The 16,162-nt window shown below is 47.1% G+C and carries 14 protein-coding genes; 5 read left to right on the top strand and 9 right to left on the bottom strand.

Annotated elements, in window-relative coordinates; genetic code table 11:
* Positions 1 to 101: 101 nt before the first annotated feature.
* From I1H34_RS10275 to I1H34_RS10250, 6 genes are all read right to left on the bottom strand, one after another.
* Complete coding sequence (locus I1H34_RS10275) at positions 102 to 854, bottom strand: BMC domain-containing protein (protein ID WP_212665529.1); 753 nt, start codon at positions 852 to 854, stop codon at positions 102 to 104.
* Between the two features lie 101 nt (positions 855 to 955).
* The gene (locus tag I1H34_RS10270) at positions 956 to 1,501 is read right to left on the bottom strand and encodes an LbetaH domain-containing protein (protein ID WP_212665528.1); all 546 of its coding nucleotides are present in this window, start codon (positions 1,499 to 1,501) and stop codon (positions 956 to 958) included.
* A 72-nt stretch (positions 1,502 to 1,573) separates the two neighbouring features.
* On the bottom strand, positions 1,574 to 3,979 hold the full coding sequence (locus I1H34_RS10265) for a ribulose bisphosphate carboxylase small subunit (protein WP_212665527.1): 2,406 nt from the start codon (positions 3,977 to 3,979) through the stop codon (positions 1,574 to 1,576).
* Between the two features lie 222 nt (positions 3,980 to 4,201).
* Positions 4,202 to 4,489 carry a EutN/CcmL family microcompartment protein gene (locus I1H34_RS10260; protein ID WP_212665526.1) on the bottom strand — a complete coding sequence of 96 codons (288 nt, stop codon included), beginning with the start codon at positions 4,487 to 4,489 and terminating at the stop codon, positions 4,202 to 4,204.
* 12 nt (positions 4,490 to 4,501) lie between these two features.
* On the bottom strand, positions 4,502 to 4,849 hold the full coding sequence (locus I1H34_RS10255; RefSeq protein ID WP_212665525.1) for a carbon dioxide-concentrating mechanism protein CcmK: 348 nt from the start codon (positions 4,847 to 4,849) through the stop codon (positions 4,502 to 4,504).
* Between the two features lie 113 nt (positions 4,850 to 4,962).
* On the bottom strand, positions 4,963 to 5,271 hold the full coding sequence (locus I1H34_RS10250; RefSeq protein ID WP_010469380.1) for a carbon dioxide-concentrating mechanism protein CcmK: 309 nt from the start codon (positions 5,269 to 5,271) through the stop codon (positions 4,963 to 4,965).
* A gap of 725 nt (positions 5,272 to 5,996) precedes the next feature.
* On the opposite strand from I1H34_RS10250, the gene I1H34_RS10245 reads away from it, so the two are divergent.
* Genes I1H34_RS10245 through I1H34_RS10235 form a run of 3 tightly spaced genes read left to right on the top strand, consistent with a single transcriptional unit; the run spans position 5,997 to position 10,701 of the window.
* Positions 5,997 to 7,898 carry an NAD(P)H-quinone oxidoreductase subunit F gene (locus I1H34_RS10245; protein WP_212665524.1) on the top strand — a complete coding sequence of 634 codons (1,902 nt, stop codon included), beginning with the start codon at positions 5,997 to 5,999 and terminating at the stop codon, positions 7,896 to 7,898.
* 44 nt (positions 7,899 to 7,942) lie between these two features.
* Positions 7,943 to 9,529: an NADH-quinone oxidoreductase subunit M gene (locus tag I1H34_RS10240; protein WP_212665523.1), complete on the top strand. Its 1,587-nt coding sequence runs from the start codon at positions 7,943 to 7,945 to the stop codon at positions 9,527 to 9,529.
* A 38-nt stretch (positions 9,530 to 9,567) separates the two neighbouring features.
* Complete coding sequence (locus I1H34_RS10235; RefSeq protein ID WP_212665522.1) at positions 9,568 to 10,701, top strand: CO2 hydration protein; 1,134 nt, start codon at positions 9,568 to 9,570, stop codon at positions 10,699 to 10,701.
* Between the two features lie 145 nt (positions 10,702 to 10,846).
* On the opposite strand, the gene I1H34_RS10230 is transcribed toward I1H34_RS10235, so the two are convergent.
* Positions 10,847 to 11,104, bottom strand: coding sequence for a DUF3146 family protein (locus I1H34_RS10230; protein WP_212665521.1), 258 nt, complete (start codon positions 11,102 to 11,104; stop codon positions 10,847 to 10,849).
* A 198-nt stretch (positions 11,105 to 11,302) separates the two neighbouring features.
* Between I1H34_RS10230 and I1H34_RS10225 the strand changes: the two genes are divergently transcribed.
* The gene (locus I1H34_RS10225) at positions 11,303 to 12,592 is read left to right on the top strand and encodes a hypothetical protein (RefSeq protein ID WP_212665520.1); all 1,290 of its coding nucleotides are present in this window, start codon (positions 11,303 to 11,305) and stop codon (positions 12,590 to 12,592) included.
* 3 nt (positions 12,593 to 12,595) lie between these two features.
* Here I1H34_RS10225 and I1H34_RS10220 read toward each other — a convergent pair whose 3' ends face one another.
* Entirely contained in the window at positions 12,596 to 13,750 is a 1,155-nt protein-coding gene (locus I1H34_RS10220) for a murein hydrolase activator EnvC family protein (protein WP_235111221.1), read from the bottom strand.
* A gap of 382 nt (positions 13,751 to 14,132) precedes the next feature.
* Between I1H34_RS10220 and aroB the strand changes: the two genes are divergently transcribed.
* Positions 14,133 to 15,251: a 3-dehydroquinate synthase gene (gene aroB / locus I1H34_RS10215; RefSeq protein WP_212665519.1), complete on the top strand. Its 1,119-nt coding sequence runs from the start codon at positions 14,133 to 14,135 to the stop codon at positions 15,249 to 15,251.
* On the opposite strand, the gene I1H34_RS10210 is transcribed toward aroB, so the two are convergent.
* Entirely contained in the window at positions 15,244 to 16,137 is an 894-nt protein-coding gene (locus I1H34_RS10210; RefSeq protein ID WP_212665518.1) for an alpha/beta fold hydrolase, read from the bottom strand. The genes aroB and I1H34_RS10210 overlap by 8 nt on opposite strands.
* Positions 16,138 to 16,162 lie beyond the last annotated feature (25 nt).

Here is a 16,162-nt window from a genome sequence, read left to right as displayed (position 1 = left end):
TCGCTGTCAGAATCTCTCCTGCCCACTGGGAGATAACCTTGCCTGCAGTTACAGATATATATTGCCCAAACCCAAGAGAGATTAATGCTTTAGACGCAAGTTCAAGCATCGGGTTCTTGCTCAATGGTGCGAGAGAGTTGTTCTAGATCCCCTAATGGCACCAACTCTTTTTCCTTCTCTTTAACCTTATTAGAGAAGATTAGGGGTAAGGGTTTTTCGACCCAGCAGCTCGCCACCGGTAACATTGCTTCGAGATCATCCATCACCCGAGGAATCACCATCACCGAATTTAGCTCACCGATTCGCTCTGCTTCAAACATGCCCGCCTCAATAGCAACCGCAACATTGGCAACAGACCCTCGGACCATAGCAGTACATAATCCTGCTCCGATGGTTTCATAGGCAGAGAGTTGGACATTGGCCGATTTGAGCATCGCATCAGCTGCCCCCACCATGGCAGGAAAGCCTTTAGTTTCCAGAAGACCGATGGATTGGTTGCTCAAGCGAGAATAGCCCCGTTGCTGCTGAGCAATTTCCACTAGATGGCTACCAATGGGAAACACCGCTTCTAAGTTTGGCATGGGTCGGGCAAGCACCAGTTTAGAGACGGTTTGCCCTAGCTTTTCGGCTAAGCGGCTGCCTTCTTCCACTGCCAGACGTACATCAGCAATATTGCCTCGCACAATCACGGTACATAGACCACTACCTATCTTTTCATAGCCCACCAAGGTTACTTCCGCAGCCTTGAGCATTGCATCTGCTGTCCCTACAATCGCCGGAAAACTTGGGGTAGACAACAAACCCAAGGCACTATCGGGTCTGCGTTTCCGTTTTAACTTTGATGCAGGAATCATATCGGTGAGCAATACTTTTGCGGAGACGTTGAACCTAAAAATTCTTTTGGTTTAGTCTCGTTCAGTTTAACAATAACCGCAATAGCTGATTTGCATAGGGATTACGGAGATGAGTTACGAGCAAACAAGACCTGCAGCATTTGCGTTACATAAGCTTGACCGATCACGTGAGACCTGGATTGTGGCCTGCTAGTTATCGGGGATGGGCTATGGCTTGGAGAAGGGCTTGACCATGCATAGGTATTATCTTGAAGAGGTTGCGACGTCTCGCTGGCAGGAGCTTCTTCAAAAGAAGATCGGCCAGAGTCTCCCATTAATGAGCCTTCTGGAATGACCTGGTGGGCCACAACATCAGTATTGATAATGGTTGTGCAATCGCCAATACAGGCGTTGATGCCAATGGTGACCTTGCCTAGAACCAACACTCCCGCTCCTAAAACAGCATTGCTGTCGACGGTAATAGTGCCCTGAAACGCTTGAATGACAACCCCCGTCCCGATACAGGTCCCTGCTGCAATCACAATTTTGCTTTGGGGGGCAGCCTGCAAGATAGCACCGGGAGCAATTTTGGCGTGGGGATGGATGCTGACATCCCCAATCACACAAAAATGCGAGGTACTAACGGGTTGCGGGGGTGAGAGTTGCATTAGCAAGGAACCTTAGGTTCTTAGGCTATGAGTGGAAAAGTCGTTCAGACTAAGACCCTTTAGAAAGGACATCTAGCGAGCTGCCACAGGCTTCTGGATAACGGATTCTAAGACGCGTCGCTTGGCATCGGTATCAATACCGATTAAACGGACATATTCTTTTTGATGATCCGCCATACAGGTTTCTAACGCGGCAATCACCTGAGATTCTTGCTGGGTTTTAATAGGAGGACAGCTTTGCCAAGAACTGGTTTGGAACCGGCGCTTGTCCGCATATTCTGTACTAATTCGATAGCCTTGGGCCAAGAGCGATCGCACTTGCGCTACGGTATCAGCATCTAAACCACCACTATTTTGGGGGCTAAATCCACGTCCTCGAGAGCTTTGGGCCGCAGGGGCTTGATAAGAGCGAGAACTTGACGTCTTCACTGATGATTGAGTCGCAGTAGATCCGCCAGGACGTTGAATAATTGTTTCAGACATTCGCTTTTTAGCTCGCTTGTCGATGCCAATCAGACGAATATAATCATTGGGATGTTCAGCCATACAGGCTTCCACTCCAGCAATGACCTGAGATTCTTGCTGGGAAGCAATAGGGGTACAGCTCTGCCAAGAACTTGTTTGGAACCGACGCTTGTCTGCATATTCAGTGCCAATTCGATAGCCTTGGGCTAAGAGAGAGCGAATCTGATTCACTACCGTTCCATCCATGCCAATCGAAGGGGCGGGACGGTAGCTCGAACTATTACTTTCCACCTTGTTGGAGTAGCTAGAGCTGGAGCTGACTGATCTCGCTTTAGGGGCAGGTGTACTAGCCTTACTATTGTCGTCTGGGCGCTGAATGATGACTTCTAGGACCCGACGTTTGGCTTTCGGGTCAATCCCGATTAAGCGGACATAGTTGCCAGGATGTTCTGCAACACAGCTTTCCAAGGCGGCAATAACTTGAGATTCTTGCTTGGAATTGATGGGTGTGCAGCTTTGCCAAGAGCTAGTTTGGAATCGTCGCTTATCCGCATACTCAGAACCGACGCGATAGCCTTGAGCAAGGAGAGAGCGGACTTGAGCAATGGCATCTGCACCTAAACCAGTGCTGGCCCTACTGCTAGGGCTGCTGCTGGCATAACTTGTACTGGCGTAACTGCTGCTTGAAGATGAAGCGGGTCGGGATGCTTTAGGGGCTGCAGTAGGCTGGTCACTTGGGCGTTGAATAATTGTTTCGAACACCCTTTGTTTAGCCTGGGTATCAATGCCCAGCAAGCGAACATATTCACCTTGATGTTCAACGATGCAGGCCTCCAAGGCTGCCACCACCTGCGACTCTTGTTGCGAAGCAATAGGAGAGCAGCTGTGCCAGGAGCTGGTTTGGAATCGGCGTTTGTCGGCATGTTCGGTCCCAATTCGATAGCCTTGACCGAGGAGGGAGCGCACATGAGCAATGATTTCCGCATCAATGCTGCCGCTGCTGCTGATATGGCTGGTAGTGTAATTTTTGATGGTCTTAGTTACAGAACTGATAGACGCCGACTTCACTGGACCATCCGGACGTTGAATAATAGTTTCCAACACTCGCTGTTTGGCTTGGGTATCAATACCAATTAACCGAACATATTCCCCTTGATGTTCCGACATGCAAGATTCTATCCCTGCCAAAACTTGTGATTCATTGGTACTAGTAATGGATGGGCAACTCTGCCAAGAGCTAGTTTGGAATCGGCGTTTGTCGGCATGCTCACTGCCAATTCGATATCCTTGTGCCAGGAGTGACCGAACTTGACTCACAATTGCAGCATCTAGGGTGGTATGGTTCATTGGCTTGGTATCAGTAGTAAAACGGTGTGATTGAGAAGGGCCGATATTGGTTCGGGCGGGTCGAATAGAGGTGTGTGGGCTAGCCCCGGAGACATCATCTTTTAGGGCTTCGTTAACGTGAATAATTTGCTGGGTAAATTTGCGATCGCTTGCCAATACATCAGGTAGGAGGTTGGCCTGCTCCTGTTTCGTGATTACGGCACCAGAAGGCACATACTTGCCAGGTGGAATCTCTACCCCCTGAATCAAAGCGTGCATCATGATTACGCAGTTATCACCCACCTTGGCGTTAAAGATCGTCGAGCGAAAACCGATAAAACAGTTGTCACCGATAAATGCAGGGCCATGCACCAGGGCCATATGGGTGACGCAACTGTTATCACCAATCCAAACTGCATAATTCTGACCATCCTTACCGCGGACTTGCCCTGGCTCGATGGCATGAATGACTGCTCCATCCTGGATATTAACGTTGTCGCCAATGTGGAAGGGAAATCCTTGATCGGCCTGGATATTGCTGCCAGGCGCAATCAGCGCATTTGCCCCCACACGAACATCACCCATTACTGTTGCAAATGAGTGAACATAGGCGGAAGAATGCACCCGCGGATCGGGTAAATTCCCTGTCTGCATGGGTGCTGATGTCGATTGGCTATGGATTACCATGATGAACTCCCCTACACAAAACGCGATTGCGAGTGAGTAGTGACAAAAGAAGAGAAGGCTAACTAGGCTTAGAAATCAATCGAGATGCCTCAGGGACAACTTCAATGATCCAAACAGCCAAAGAAGTCAGCTGGGATGCCGACAATCTTATGTAAGACTTTAAGCAATCACACCTCCTAGAAGGTTGGAAAATGTATCCGAGCAACGGAATTCCAAAATAGATTACTTATTGTAGATACGTCCCCCTGAGACCGAGACGGTATCAATAATGGCAATGACTAAGGCATCTAATGGCCGCCGTTCATATTCAGGCATTTGCCTAGCTGCACTGCCTTGAGTAATAAGTACCCACTCATCAACCCCTGCTCCTACACAATCGGCAGCTACATCATATTCAGGAAGCAATTGACCTTCATGATCAACTCGCTGTACCAACAAGAACTTGGTGCCCTGGAGGCTGTGAGCTTTTTGGGTACTAACTACGGTACCTAGAACTTTTGCGATTCTCACTCAGATTTGTGTCTAGGATTTACGAATAGGGAGCGCACGCGGTCCGTTTACACTTTCACGGAATTGCTCAACTTCCTCGGTATAGCGCATGGGCAACACATACTCGAGATTTTCGTGAGGGCGAGCAATGATATGAGTAGACAAAACCTGTCCACCATTCACACGCTTGACCGACTCAGTACCGGCAGCAACCGAAGCCTGAACTTCTGAAACGTCGCCCCGAACAATAACCGTGACCCGGCCACTACCGATCTTCTCATAACCGACTAAGGTGACACGAGCTGCTTTGACCATGGCATCAGCAGCTTCGACCACTGCTGGGAATCCGAGGGTTTCCACCATCCCAACTGCTATCGACATAGTTTATAACTCCATTCTTTCGCTTTTTTAAGGAATGATGTCTTGACCATAAAGGGGCAAGACTTTTATGAAATCACTCTGGGTGAATATTTACACCGAATGATTGATAGCTATTACGTTCGGAATTGTTCTACTTCTTCCGTGTAACTCATCGGTAGTACGTACTCGAGGTTCTCATGAGGACGAGCAATGATATGAGTTGAAAGAACTTCTCCCCCATTGACTCTTCTGACAGATTCTGTTCCGGCGGCGACCGAAGCTTGAACCTCAGAAACATCTCCTCTTACAATCACTGTGACGCGGCCGCTACCAATCTTCTCATAGCCCACCAGCGTTACACGAGCTGCTTTCACCATCGCATCCGCAGCTTCTACCACAGCAGGAAAACCTTTCGTCTCAATCATCCCAACCGCAATTGGCATTGCCACATCTCCTGTTATTGAACATTAAATATTACTAGGTAGTTTTGCTACCTAAAAACTCTTACATGAAAGCTATTAAACAGCTTTATTTGGAAGCACTTTCAAGCTTGCAGAACTCAGCATATAGACCCGGGATCAGCTTTGTCAATATAAACGTGGATTATTTATCCAAATTGAATCAATAAATAAAACTGATATTCGATCGGGTCTTATAGATGAAAGAACTGGGATGTCTCCCTCGAAAAATCAATGCATTGGAGATTTGTTTGTAGGGCATTGAAGAAAATCAATGGATAATCTGCAATCTTGAAAAAGCCTATGGCAGCTAAATTGAGAGGTCATAGACTGCTTCTCGATCACCATACAGAAATGATGCAAATTCACAGACAGTTTCTTCGGAATAAGACTTCAGCCGTTGCTAAAAAGTGAGAAATACTATTTATAAATATCCATACATAAGATTGATAAAAATATATTTATTGATATTTACCATATTTTGATACGATGGATAATATATGAAAAATAAATCAATAATAGTCATAACTTAGAAACAATTTTTATAAAGATTTTTTTTGCATATCTCTCTACTTCACAGTGCAGCAAAAATCTTTATGAGTTTTGAACTACTTTTATCTGAAATGCCTGACTATATCGCAGATAAAGATTTACAGTCTTAAAGGTTGTGAGTTAATCACCAATCGTTGCAAACCCTAATTGACTAAGTCGTGCTGTCGCAATTTCTTTTTGAACATATCTGGTGGATTCCCTTTTTTGGATTGCTAGGGGCTCTATTCTCTCTCCCCTGGTCAATGGGATTAATCCGGCGAAGTGGGCCCCGCCCAGTCGCTTATTTCAATATCTTGATGACGTTTTTAAGCTGCTTGCATGGCACGATTGTTTTTCAGCAAGTTCTAGGCCAACCTCCACAACAACTGGTCTATGAATGGCTGCAAGTTGCAGACTTAAATTTAACCTTTGCAATTGAAATTTCTCCTGTCAGTATCGGTGCCTTAGAATTAGTTACTTTTCTGAGTCTACTGACCCAGGTCTTTGCGATTGGCTATATGGACAAGGACTGGTCTGTCGCCCGATTTTTTGGACTGATGGGCTTTTTCGAAGGGGCGCTTGCAGGCATCGCCATTAGTGACTCGTTGATTCTGAGCTATGCCTTATTGGAAATGCTCACTTTTTCTAGCTATCTCTTGGTGGGCTTTTGGTATGCTCAGCCGCTGGTAGTCACAGCAGCTCGGGATGCCTTTCTGACCAAGCGAGTGGGTGACATTATCCTATTGATGGGATTAGTGGCTTTAACTAGCTATGGGGCTGGATTGACCTTTTCAGACTTAAGAGCATGGAGTGAATCCACTTCTTTACCTCCCCTAACGGATGCCTTACTGGGACTGGCCTTAATTGCGGGTCCTACGGGCAATTGTGCTCAATTTCCTTTGAACCTATGGCTGGATGAAGCCATGGAAGGTCCAAATCCAGCGGGGATAATGCGGAACACGGCTGTTGTCTCCATCGGAGCTTACTTCTTGATTAAGCTGCAGCCTATTTTTAGTCTGTCCCTCATTGCATCTGACACCTTATTGATTATTGGCGGCGTTACAGCTGTTGGCGCTTCATTGATTTCCATTGCTCAGGTAGATATCAAGCGAGCCTTATCTCATTCCACCAGTGCCTATTTGGGTTTGGTGTTTATTGCGGTGGGATTGGGGCACGTGAACATTGCCCTATCGTTGCTGCTAGCCCATGCGATCGCAAAAGCACTCCTTTTCTTCAGTATCAGTTCAGTCATTCTGGGCACGAATAGTCAAGACATGACAGAAATGGGAGGTCTGTGGTCACGGCTGCCTGCTACAACCACTGCTTTTATTGTGGGAGCTGGCAGTCTAGTAGTGATTCTGCCGATGGGATTTTTCCGAATGATGCAGCAATGGCTTACTGGCGGGTGGAATATGCCGGTTTGGCTCTTTGTTTTGCTCCTCTTTGTGAATACCACCAGCGCCATCAGTCTCACTCGCATCTTTCGCTTAATCTTTCTGGGGCAACGCCAAGAAAAAACTCGACGAGTCCCTGAAGTACCCTGGTTGATGGCAGTCCCGATGGTGACCATGACTATTGCAGTGTTGGCTTTTCCATTGATGCCATTGAAGTGGTCTTTGTGGCTCAACCCTATTCCCTCTGCTGCCGTCTTTAGTGAATCCTCCATTCCTTACGGCCTCCCTATTTTGGTAGCATCAGGTGTGATCGGTGTGGTATTGGGTTCTGTGTTTGAACTGAGACGTTCTTTATCACGACCGACCCAGTTCTTTTTACGCTTTTTCCAGGATCTGTTGGCCTATGACTTCTATATTGAGCGTGTATACGAATTCACTGTAGTTGCCGTTGTTCGCCTGTCTTCCGAATTCACAACTTATCTCGATAAATATGTTGTTGATGGAATAATTAATTTCGTCGGTAAAGCCACCTTATTAAGTGGACAAGGTCTCAAGTACGGTGTCTCTGGCCAATCTCAATCTTATTTGCTCACCATCATCGTCGGCATAAGTGCCATTTTATGGCTGTTACTGAGGGATGATTGGTCCACCATTGTTGGGTATTGGTCTGCACTCATCAGTCAATAGCAGTCATTCTCCAGTATTTCGTTTTAGGAGTTCGTCTTACCCCAATGCTCAGTGTTCTCGTATGGTTACCTTTGTTTGGAGTACTGCTATTGGCGATTTGGCCCAAAAGCATCGATACCAAATATGCTCGCACCTTCACATTGGTAGTAGCAAGCTTGGTTCTAGCTTGGACAATTTATATCGCTATTCTGTTCAATCCGAAGCAAGTCACCATGCAGTTTGGGGAATTTGTGCCCTGGATTAAATCTCTCGGTCTCAGTTATCACTTAGCTGTAGATGGATTGTCTCTGCCCCTGCTGGCCCTGAACAGTCTCTTGACGCTGATCGCGATTTGGATTACGGAGCCTGATGTCAAGCGGCCCAGATTTTATTTCGCGCTGATGCTGCTGCTCAACTCCAGCGTGGCAGGTGCTTTTCTTGCCCAGGATGTCCTCCTCTTTTTCTTGTTCTACGAGTTAGAAATTATCCCCCTCTATTTCTTGATTGCGATTTGGGGTGGGGCACGCCGCAGTTATGCAGCCACCAAGTTCCTACTCTATACTGCTTTCTCAGGCATTGTATTGCTGGCAACATTTCTCGGCATTGTCTGGTTGTCAGGGGCCTCTAGCTTTGCCTATGAGCCTTTGCGAGCCATTATTGTGGGCGCTTCAGATACCCCTAGTGGCTTGACACTAAAACTTCAATTGATCTTGATGGTAGGAATCCTGCTGGGATTTGGTATCAAGATTCCTTTCTTTCCTTTACATACCTGGTTGCCTGACGCCCACGTAGAAGCCTCAACGCCCGTTTCTGTGATGTTGGCTGGCGTGCTGCTCAAGCTGGGAACCTATGGCTTGCTCCGCTATGGTGTGGGGTTGTTACCCGATGCCTGGGTGTATTTAGGACCCTGGCTAGCAATTTGGGCTGCGGTGAGTGCCCTTTACGGTACCTCTTGCGCCATCTCTCAGCAGGATATGAAAAAGGTGGTGGCCTATGCTTCCATTGCCCACATGGCCTTTATCTTGCTGGCCGCAGCTGCTTCCACTGAATTGAGTATGATTGCCGCCGTATGCCAGATGGTCAGTCACGGCTTGATTTCTGCCTTATTATTCATGCTCGTTGGCGTCGTTTATAAAAAAACGGGTAGTCGAGATATGTTTTTCCTCAGGGGCTTATTAAATCCTGAGCGAGGCTTGCCCCTGATCGGTAGCATGATGATTCTAGGTGTAATGGCCAGTGCAGGGATTCCTGGAATGGTGGGCTTTATATCTGAATTTCTCACCTTTAGGGGAAGCTATCCTATTTTCCCAGTTCAAACGCTGTTTTGTATGTTAGCAACTGGGTTGACTGCCGTTTACTTTCTATTAATGATTAATCGGGTCTTCTTTGGCCGGTTGCCGGATGAGTTAGACCGAATTCCTCCAGTTACATGGTCTGATCGCCTCCCGGCCGCAATTTTAGTGGCACTCATTTTCTTACTCGGGATTCAGCCCAACTATATTGTTCGTTGGAGTGAAACTCAGATCGCTGCTTTGATTCCATACAATCCCAGACCGCCACAAATTATGATCACCAATATCCCCGAACAATCAATGGCCAATGTCTCTAGCCCTATCGCGGCCTCTAGTCCACACATAGAGATTACTGATTAGCTTCTGCAACTTGTTTTTCCTTATATCCCCCATCAGCTATGGTAAGCACGCCTCAAATAGAGCCCTCTAAACACCAAATGGCAGAGTTCATTCATCGCTTGGAAGCGGGAGAAGCACTGCTAAGAGATTCCCCAGAACATGTCTTAGAAGTGGTGGGAATTCTGAAAAGCTATGGGGTTATTTTGGATGCCTATTCCAATAATCTGATATATATTGCCGATCACCAATTCTTAGTTCTTTTTCCGCTGTTTAAATATTTTAATGGTGAGATCAATCCAGGTAAGGTTTTGAAATTTCTCTGGCATGACCGGATTAATTATGAATATGCCGAATATTGCATGAAAGGTATGTTCTGGCATGGTGGGGGAGGGTTAGACACATACCTGGACTCCCCAGAGTTTATGGCAGCGATTAAACCTGCAATTAAGGCCAAATTCAAACTCAATCCAGTAATGTTGGGATTAGATCGTGCTTTTCCTGACTTTCTGCCCGAACAAATCCGACAGATGGCTTACTATAGCGGGTTAGGACAGTTTTGGCGGGTCATGAGTGATATGTTTATCACTCTCTCTGATCGCTACGATGCGGGTGAAATCAAAACGATTCCCGACGTTGTTGATCATATTTTGCAAGGTTTAGTGGCAGACGCGAGTCGCCCCATCACATATACGGTCAAAATTGGCGGTAAAGACTATGACATTCTTCCCAAGTCTGCCAATCTAACTTTCCTAATGGATACAGCCGTTCCCTATGTTGAGGCAATCTTTTTCAGAGGTACTCCGTTCTCTGGAACGATTTCTTACAATGCCCAGGCCTATCAAATCCCCATGTTCCAGAGTGATTTTGCCTATGGCGCTCTCTATGCGGATCCGCTTCCGATTGGTAGCTCGGGTATTCCCCCGACACTGTTGATGCAAGATATGCGCCACTATTTACCTGACTACCTAATCGAGGTTTATCGCAAAACCTTGCGCAAGGAGGAAGACCTTAAAATTCAAATTTGTGAGACATTCCAAAAATCAATGTTTTGCGTGACAACGGCTGCTCTTCAGGGGCTAGCACCACATTCGTTGACCACTGATGATTTGGAAGAACAAAAAGCCAATCGCAAATATTTAGAAGGCTGGATGAATCGATTTACAAAATCTCGGATTCGACAGGCTAATGCCTAGTCCTCTTTCTCATCCCTTTAAGACTGAAGTCATCCTCAACCTGTTTAGGGGGTTGAGATTAGAGTACTCAGGTTGCAAGGTCGGCTAAAAATGCGACCATGCCTCTCGTCATTGATAGGAATATTCCGTTTGTTTGAGACTATTCCTAAATTTTGCAGCGCAATGTAAAAGAATAGTCACCACCAGGTTCTAATCGATAATCCTGCTGTTCGAGGAACCGGCCCAATGGCTCTTTAATCAAGGCTCGGCCTAGGGAAGGGGTAACCTTTAACTCACCTTGTCGGAAGCACCATTGAAACTGCCAAAGATAATTGCTGGCAGCAACTTCGCCTTCAATCTGTCCCTGTTGCCAGGATTGGTGAGTAATACGGACATGGGCAGTGGTTCGGGGAAGGGCACACACAAGTTAAGTCTGTTGGGTCTGGGGTTAAAGTCCAAGACTATTATCAATAAGTCTGGTGTGGCTGTCTACTGCGATACAGGGAAGCCGAACCTCAAACCGTACCTTTTGGCTAGAAAGGGTTTCTTATACTGAAGGAAGGGTGTCGAGAAGAAAACCATCCGTGCTGCATCAGTTGGCAGCTTCTTTATGAGGTAGGTCATGCCCCTAGATTCCAAGATAATGACCGCTGTTGAGCAACTCAACTATCGAGTGACCGTTGGCGATGTTGCTACCCAGGCGGGTCTAGATATTAATCATACAGAGCGGGGGCTATTGGCCCTGGCATCTGAAGTTTCTGGCAATCTTCAAGTCTCAGAAGCTGGAGATATTGCCTATCTGTTCCCCAAAAATTTTCGCTCAGTTCTTCGTAATAAATATTGGCGATTGCGTCTTCAGGCCCTGTGGGACAAGATTTGGCCTGCTATTTTCTACCTGATTCGGATTTCATTCGGGATTGTGCTGTTGCTGTCGATTGTGCTGATCTTTGTTGCGATCGCAATCATCTTAATTGCCATGAACAGCCAAGACGATCGCTCAAATAATCGTCGTTCCGGCAGTTTTATTCCCCGGTTCTGGATTACGCCTGACTTGTTCTGGTTCTTTAATCCCAATCCTCGCTACCACCGACAGCATGTCCGCAGTCAATCTAAAGACCCCGATCAGATGAACTTCCTGGAAGCCATCTTTTCGTTTCTGTTTGGGGATGGCAACCCCAATGCCAACTTAGACGATCGTCGCTGGCAAGAAATCGGGGCCGTCATTCGCACAAAGGGGGGGGCCGTCACTGGAGAGCAACTCACTCCCTATCTGGAAGTGTCTGATCGTCAACGAGAAAGCGAAGACTATATCATTCCAGTGTTGACCCATTTTGATGGTCGTCCCGAAGTCAGTCCCCAGGGCGAAATCATCTATCATTTTCCTACCCTACAAACTACGGCTAAGGCCCATCAACAGCAGTCTAGTTCCACTTACCTACAAGAATATGCTTGGAAATTTAGTCAAGCGGGTTCAGGACAGATCTTATTAGCGATTGGCCTAGGAAGTTTAAATTTAGTCGGAGCAGCAGTGCTCTGGTCTTTGTTGCAGGATGGCACCATTGCACTTCAACTAGGGGGTTTAGTGGGGTTTGTCTATTCTATTTTTGGCATCTTAGTGGCCTATGGTATCGGTTTTTTGGGAATTCCTCTCCTTCGCTACTTTTGGGTGCAAATGCGAAATAGCAAAATCAACGAGCGCAATCAGCAACGCCAAGCTAGTGCAGTGTCCCTGTCTCGACCGGATGCAGCTTTGCAACAAAAAATGGGTTATGCCCAGACCTTTGCAGCCCAGTCAGTAGTTTCATCAGAAAATCTGGCCTATACCACTGAAAAAGACCTGCTAAAGCAGGAATATGAGCGTTCAGATGCCATTGATTCTGAATGGCAGGAGCGGTTGAATTCCTCAGAGTAGTGTCTACAAATAGGCCAATGGCTCCACGGGTTCACCCTGTTGTCGGACTTCAAAGTGGAGGTGGGGGCCAGTAGATAAGCCCGTTGAACCGATGGCGGCGACGGTTTGGCCTCGCTGTACGCCTTGCCCTACCGTTACATACAGTTCACTGCAGTGGCCGTAGAGGGTGGTTAAGCCGTTGCCATGGTCGATAATAACCGCATTCCCATAGCCGCCATACCATTCAGCCACAATGACGGTGCCGCTGTCAGCGGCAAAAATGGGTGCCCCGGTTGGCGCGCCAAAGTCTGTTCCCGCATGAAATCGTCCCCTTCCAAAAATTGGATGAGATCGATAGCCAAAATTACTGGTAATGGGACCCACTACAGGTCTAACCATTTGTCCCGTCCCTAAAATACGCTGATAGCCCGGTGTATTAGAGCGGAAAGCCACTTGTTGTTCAGCGATGCGTTGGGCAATTACCTTAGAAATATTGTTGGCATCTTGGGATAATTGTTGCTCAGCCGCCTGTAAGGCTCGCCGATCAGTTTTTAACCGGGTTACCAATTGATTTTGGACGGAGGCCTGAGCTTTGAAATTGGCTTTTTGATAAAGGAGCTGTTCTGATAACAGGGAAATTTGGTTTTTCTGGATTTCTGCTAACAGCTTTTTGTCGTTAATCTTTTCTTTTTCATTTTTGAGGGCCAGTAGCGACGTGCGATCGGATTTATAAACGAGTTGCAGTTGATAGCGACGATCTAATAAGTCTTCTATGGATTTGCTCTGGAGTAAAGCAATCCAAGTGCTGGAGTCTCGCTGTCGTTGTAACACCCGGAGACGAGCAATGGTATTACCCTGCTTCTCCTTATAGGCCGTCTCAGCTTTGGTCAAATCCGCTTCTATTTTCTGCAGCTTTTCGTTAGCCTGCTGCAGCTTGTCTTCGTTCTCTTTGATTTGACCTTCCGTAACCTGAATATTACGCTCTAGTCCGCCTAATCGTCTTTTGGCTGCCCCTTCTAGATTCTCAATTTGCTGCCGTTGTTTTGTGACCTTCGACTTCTGTTGTTCAACTTGTATTCGGCGCTCCTGTAGATCATTTAGATCGGACGAATTTTGGGCTAAGGTCGGGTACCCGCCACGGGTGAAGAGAAATATCGCGAGGCTTATGCCCAAGATCACCCCCAAGATTCTGACCAGAGTTCTTGCAGCAGAGAGATTTCCCTTTCTGGAGCGAAAGTGGAGAGGAGGTCGCCGGTGCATTAGTTTTTGGAGAAGGAGTTTTAGCAAAATCTCTCAGACTTCGAATGCGATACGGGTAATCGGTGGAATCAGTAAAGATATTGCTCTTAGGCAATACTTATTCTTGGTTAAGGTACCCTAACTCTCTGATAAGTATTTAATGGATTGGGATTCTTTTCAACAATCTCATAGTTAGTTGCAAAATCAATTGACCTGTCCAATCCGCAATCGTTTAGATTGGAGATGAAATTTACCTCTGAAAGTTGCTAGTGACAGAAGGTGTTTCTGTAAGGCACACTGGCAAAGGAGTTCCAGGAGTGGCATGCAGCAGACATTTATTCCCGTCCCTTTACCGCAACAGACGTATCAAATTGCGATCGCATCCGGTGGCCTCACCCAACTAGGCCCCTGGCTCCAAGATCGATCCCTGCAGTCGGTGAAGCTGGGACAGAAGGTCCTGATAGTTTCTAACCCTCAGATTTGGAAACATTACGGGGATATTGTTCAAGACTCTTTAGCCAAGGCAGGCTTCCAGGTTGAGCATTTTCTCTTACCAGCGGGCGAACGCTACAAAACGCCTCGCTCTATTCAAAAGATTTACGATTATGCCCTTGACCTTAAACTAGAACGATCTTCCACCCTAGTCGCCCTTGGGGGAGGGGTAATTGGCGATATGACTGGTTTTGCAGCGGCTACTTGGTTACGCGGCATTAACTTTGTCCAAGTTCCCACCAGTTTATTGGCAATGGTGGATGCCTCAATTGGAGGTAAAACAGGCGTCAATCACCCTAAGGGTAAGAACTTGATTGGTGCCTTCTATCAGCCCCGGTTGGTGTTGATCGATCCCGATACCTTAACAACTTTGGCCAGTCGAGAATTTAGGGCGGGGATGGCTGAGGTGATTAAATATGGCGTGATTTGGGATTTGGAGCTATTTGAGCGGTTGGAGAGTTGCGATCGCACCCATCAATACCGCTACATGCCCACAGAAATCCTCACGGAAATTCTCACCCGGTCCGCTCAAGCCAAAGCGGATGTCGTCACCCAAGATGAGAAAGAAGCGGGGCTTCGTGCCATCCTCAACTACGGCCATACCATTGGCCATGCCATTGAAAGCCTAACGGGTTACCGACTCTTCAATCACGGTGAGGCCGTTGCTTTGGGCATGGTGGCTGCTGCCGATATCGCCGTCCAGCTGGATTGGTGGCCTGCTGAAGACGCCCAACGCCAGCATCAACTGATTCAGAAAACAGGATTACCCACTGAGCTACCTGCTGACTTTGCCATCGAATCCGTGGCAGATGTGCTGCTGACGGACAAAAAAGTCAAAGATGGCAAAGTCCGGTTTATCTTGCCCACTCAATTGAGTGAGGTCAAAATTACGGACCAGGTGCCGGGTCAGGTGATCGTCAGGGCCTTAAAAGGAATGAAGGTTAGCTAAAAGCTGGCTTGCTCTGACGTAGAAAATCTAACAGTTCTCGATTCACAATTTTGGGTACTTCCTGCTGGATCCAATGGCCGCATTCGGGGACGAATTTGAGGCGAAATGGGGCCTGTACAAACCGCTCAAAACCCAATGCTAACTTCGGACTCAAAACTGTGTCATCTTCCCCCCACAACACCAAAGTAGGGACTTGAATCGGCAAGAGTTTGCCATCCGAGTTGGATAACCAGTCTTGGGGAGATAGCAACTGCCGATAATAGTTAATCGCTGCAGACAAGACGCCCCGCTTTTCCAGAGCAGCCTGATAAATGCCTAAGGTCTCGGAGGAGAAGGCTGCTTTACGAATGGCTTGTTTCTGAAACCAGTCCTGAAGGAATTGGCGCAGGTTTGATTGAATTAACCATTCTGGCAACCCAGGGATTTGAAACGCCAACAGATACCAGCTCCGCCGCAGCTGATCGAGGTTGCTAGAAAACTCCCGGAATAATCGCTGGGGATGAGGTGCATTCAGGAGAACTAAGTTCTGTAAATATTGAGGGAATTTTTGAGCCAAATTCCAGGCAATCATACCGCCGGTGTCATGGCCCACAATATGAGCGCAGCGATAGCCTAAGTTCTGAATGAGACCAACAATATCCTCGGTGAGGGTGTCGATGTCATAGCCGCTAGAAGGTTTGTCAGAATCGTTATACCCCCGTAGATCAGGAACCACAACCTTGAAGTGACGGGCTAAGACAGGGAGTTGGTATCGCCAAGAGTACCAAAACTCAGGAAATCCATGGAGAAGAATAACTAAATCGCCTTCACCTTGGGTGACGTAGTGGAGCCGAATTTTATTAGTTTGGATAAACTGGTGTTGCCAGCCAGAACTCTCAGTGGTCATACGTTACAGTGCAACCTTAATGGGT

The organism is Acaryochloris marina S15, from assembly GCF_018336915.1.
Classification (GTDB): Bacteria; Cyanobacteriota; Cyanobacteriia; order Thermosynechococcales; family Thermosynechococcaceae; genus Acaryochloris; species Acaryochloris marina_A.
The sequence above is the reverse complement of the archived record's forward strand: the minus strand, read 5'-3'. Positions and strand labels throughout refer to the sequence as shown.

What these genes read in the sequence shown, in the direction of transcription:
- I1H34_RS10225 (WP_212665520.1), top strand. Translation starts at nt 11,303, where the DNA reads ATGCCCCTAGATTCCAAGATAATGACCGCTGTTGAGCAACTCAACTAT.
- I1H34_RS10240 (WP_212665523.1), top strand. Translation starts at nt 7,943, where the DNA reads ATGCTCAGTGTTCTCGTATGGTTACCTTTGTTTGGAGTACTGCTATTG.
- I1H34_RS10255 (WP_212665525.1), bottom strand. Translation starts at nt 4,849, where the DNA reads ATGTCGATAGCAGTTGGGATGGTGGAAACCCTCGGATTCCCAGCAGTG.
- I1H34_RS10210 (WP_212665518.1), bottom strand. Translation starts at nt 16,137, where the DNA reads ATGACCACTGAGAGTTCTGGCTGGCAACACCAGTTTATCCAAACTAAT.
- I1H34_RS10270 (WP_212665528.1), bottom strand. Translation starts at nt 1,501, where the DNA reads ATGCAACTCTCACCCCCGCAACCCGTTAGTACCTCGCATTTTTGTGTG.
- aroB (WP_212665519.1), top strand. Translation starts at nt 14,133, where the DNA reads ATGCAGCAGACATTTATTCCCGTCCCTTTACCGCAACAGACGTATCAA.
- I1H34_RS10275 (WP_212665529.1), bottom strand. Translation starts at nt 854, where the DNA reads ATGATTCCTGCATCAAAGTTAAAACGGAAACGCAGACCCGATAGTGCC.
- I1H34_RS10265 (WP_212665527.1), bottom strand. Translation starts at nt 3,979, where the DNA reads ATGGTAATCCATAGCCAATCGACATCAGCACCCATGCAGACAGGGAAT.
- I1H34_RS10235 (WP_212665522.1), top strand. Translation starts at nt 9,568, where the DNA reads ATGGTAAGCACGCCTCAAATAGAGCCCTCTAAACACCAAATGGCAGAG.
- I1H34_RS10250 (WP_010469380.1), bottom strand. Translation starts at nt 5,271, where the DNA reads ATGCCAATTGCGGTTGGGATGATTGAGACGAAAGGTTTTCCTGCTGTG.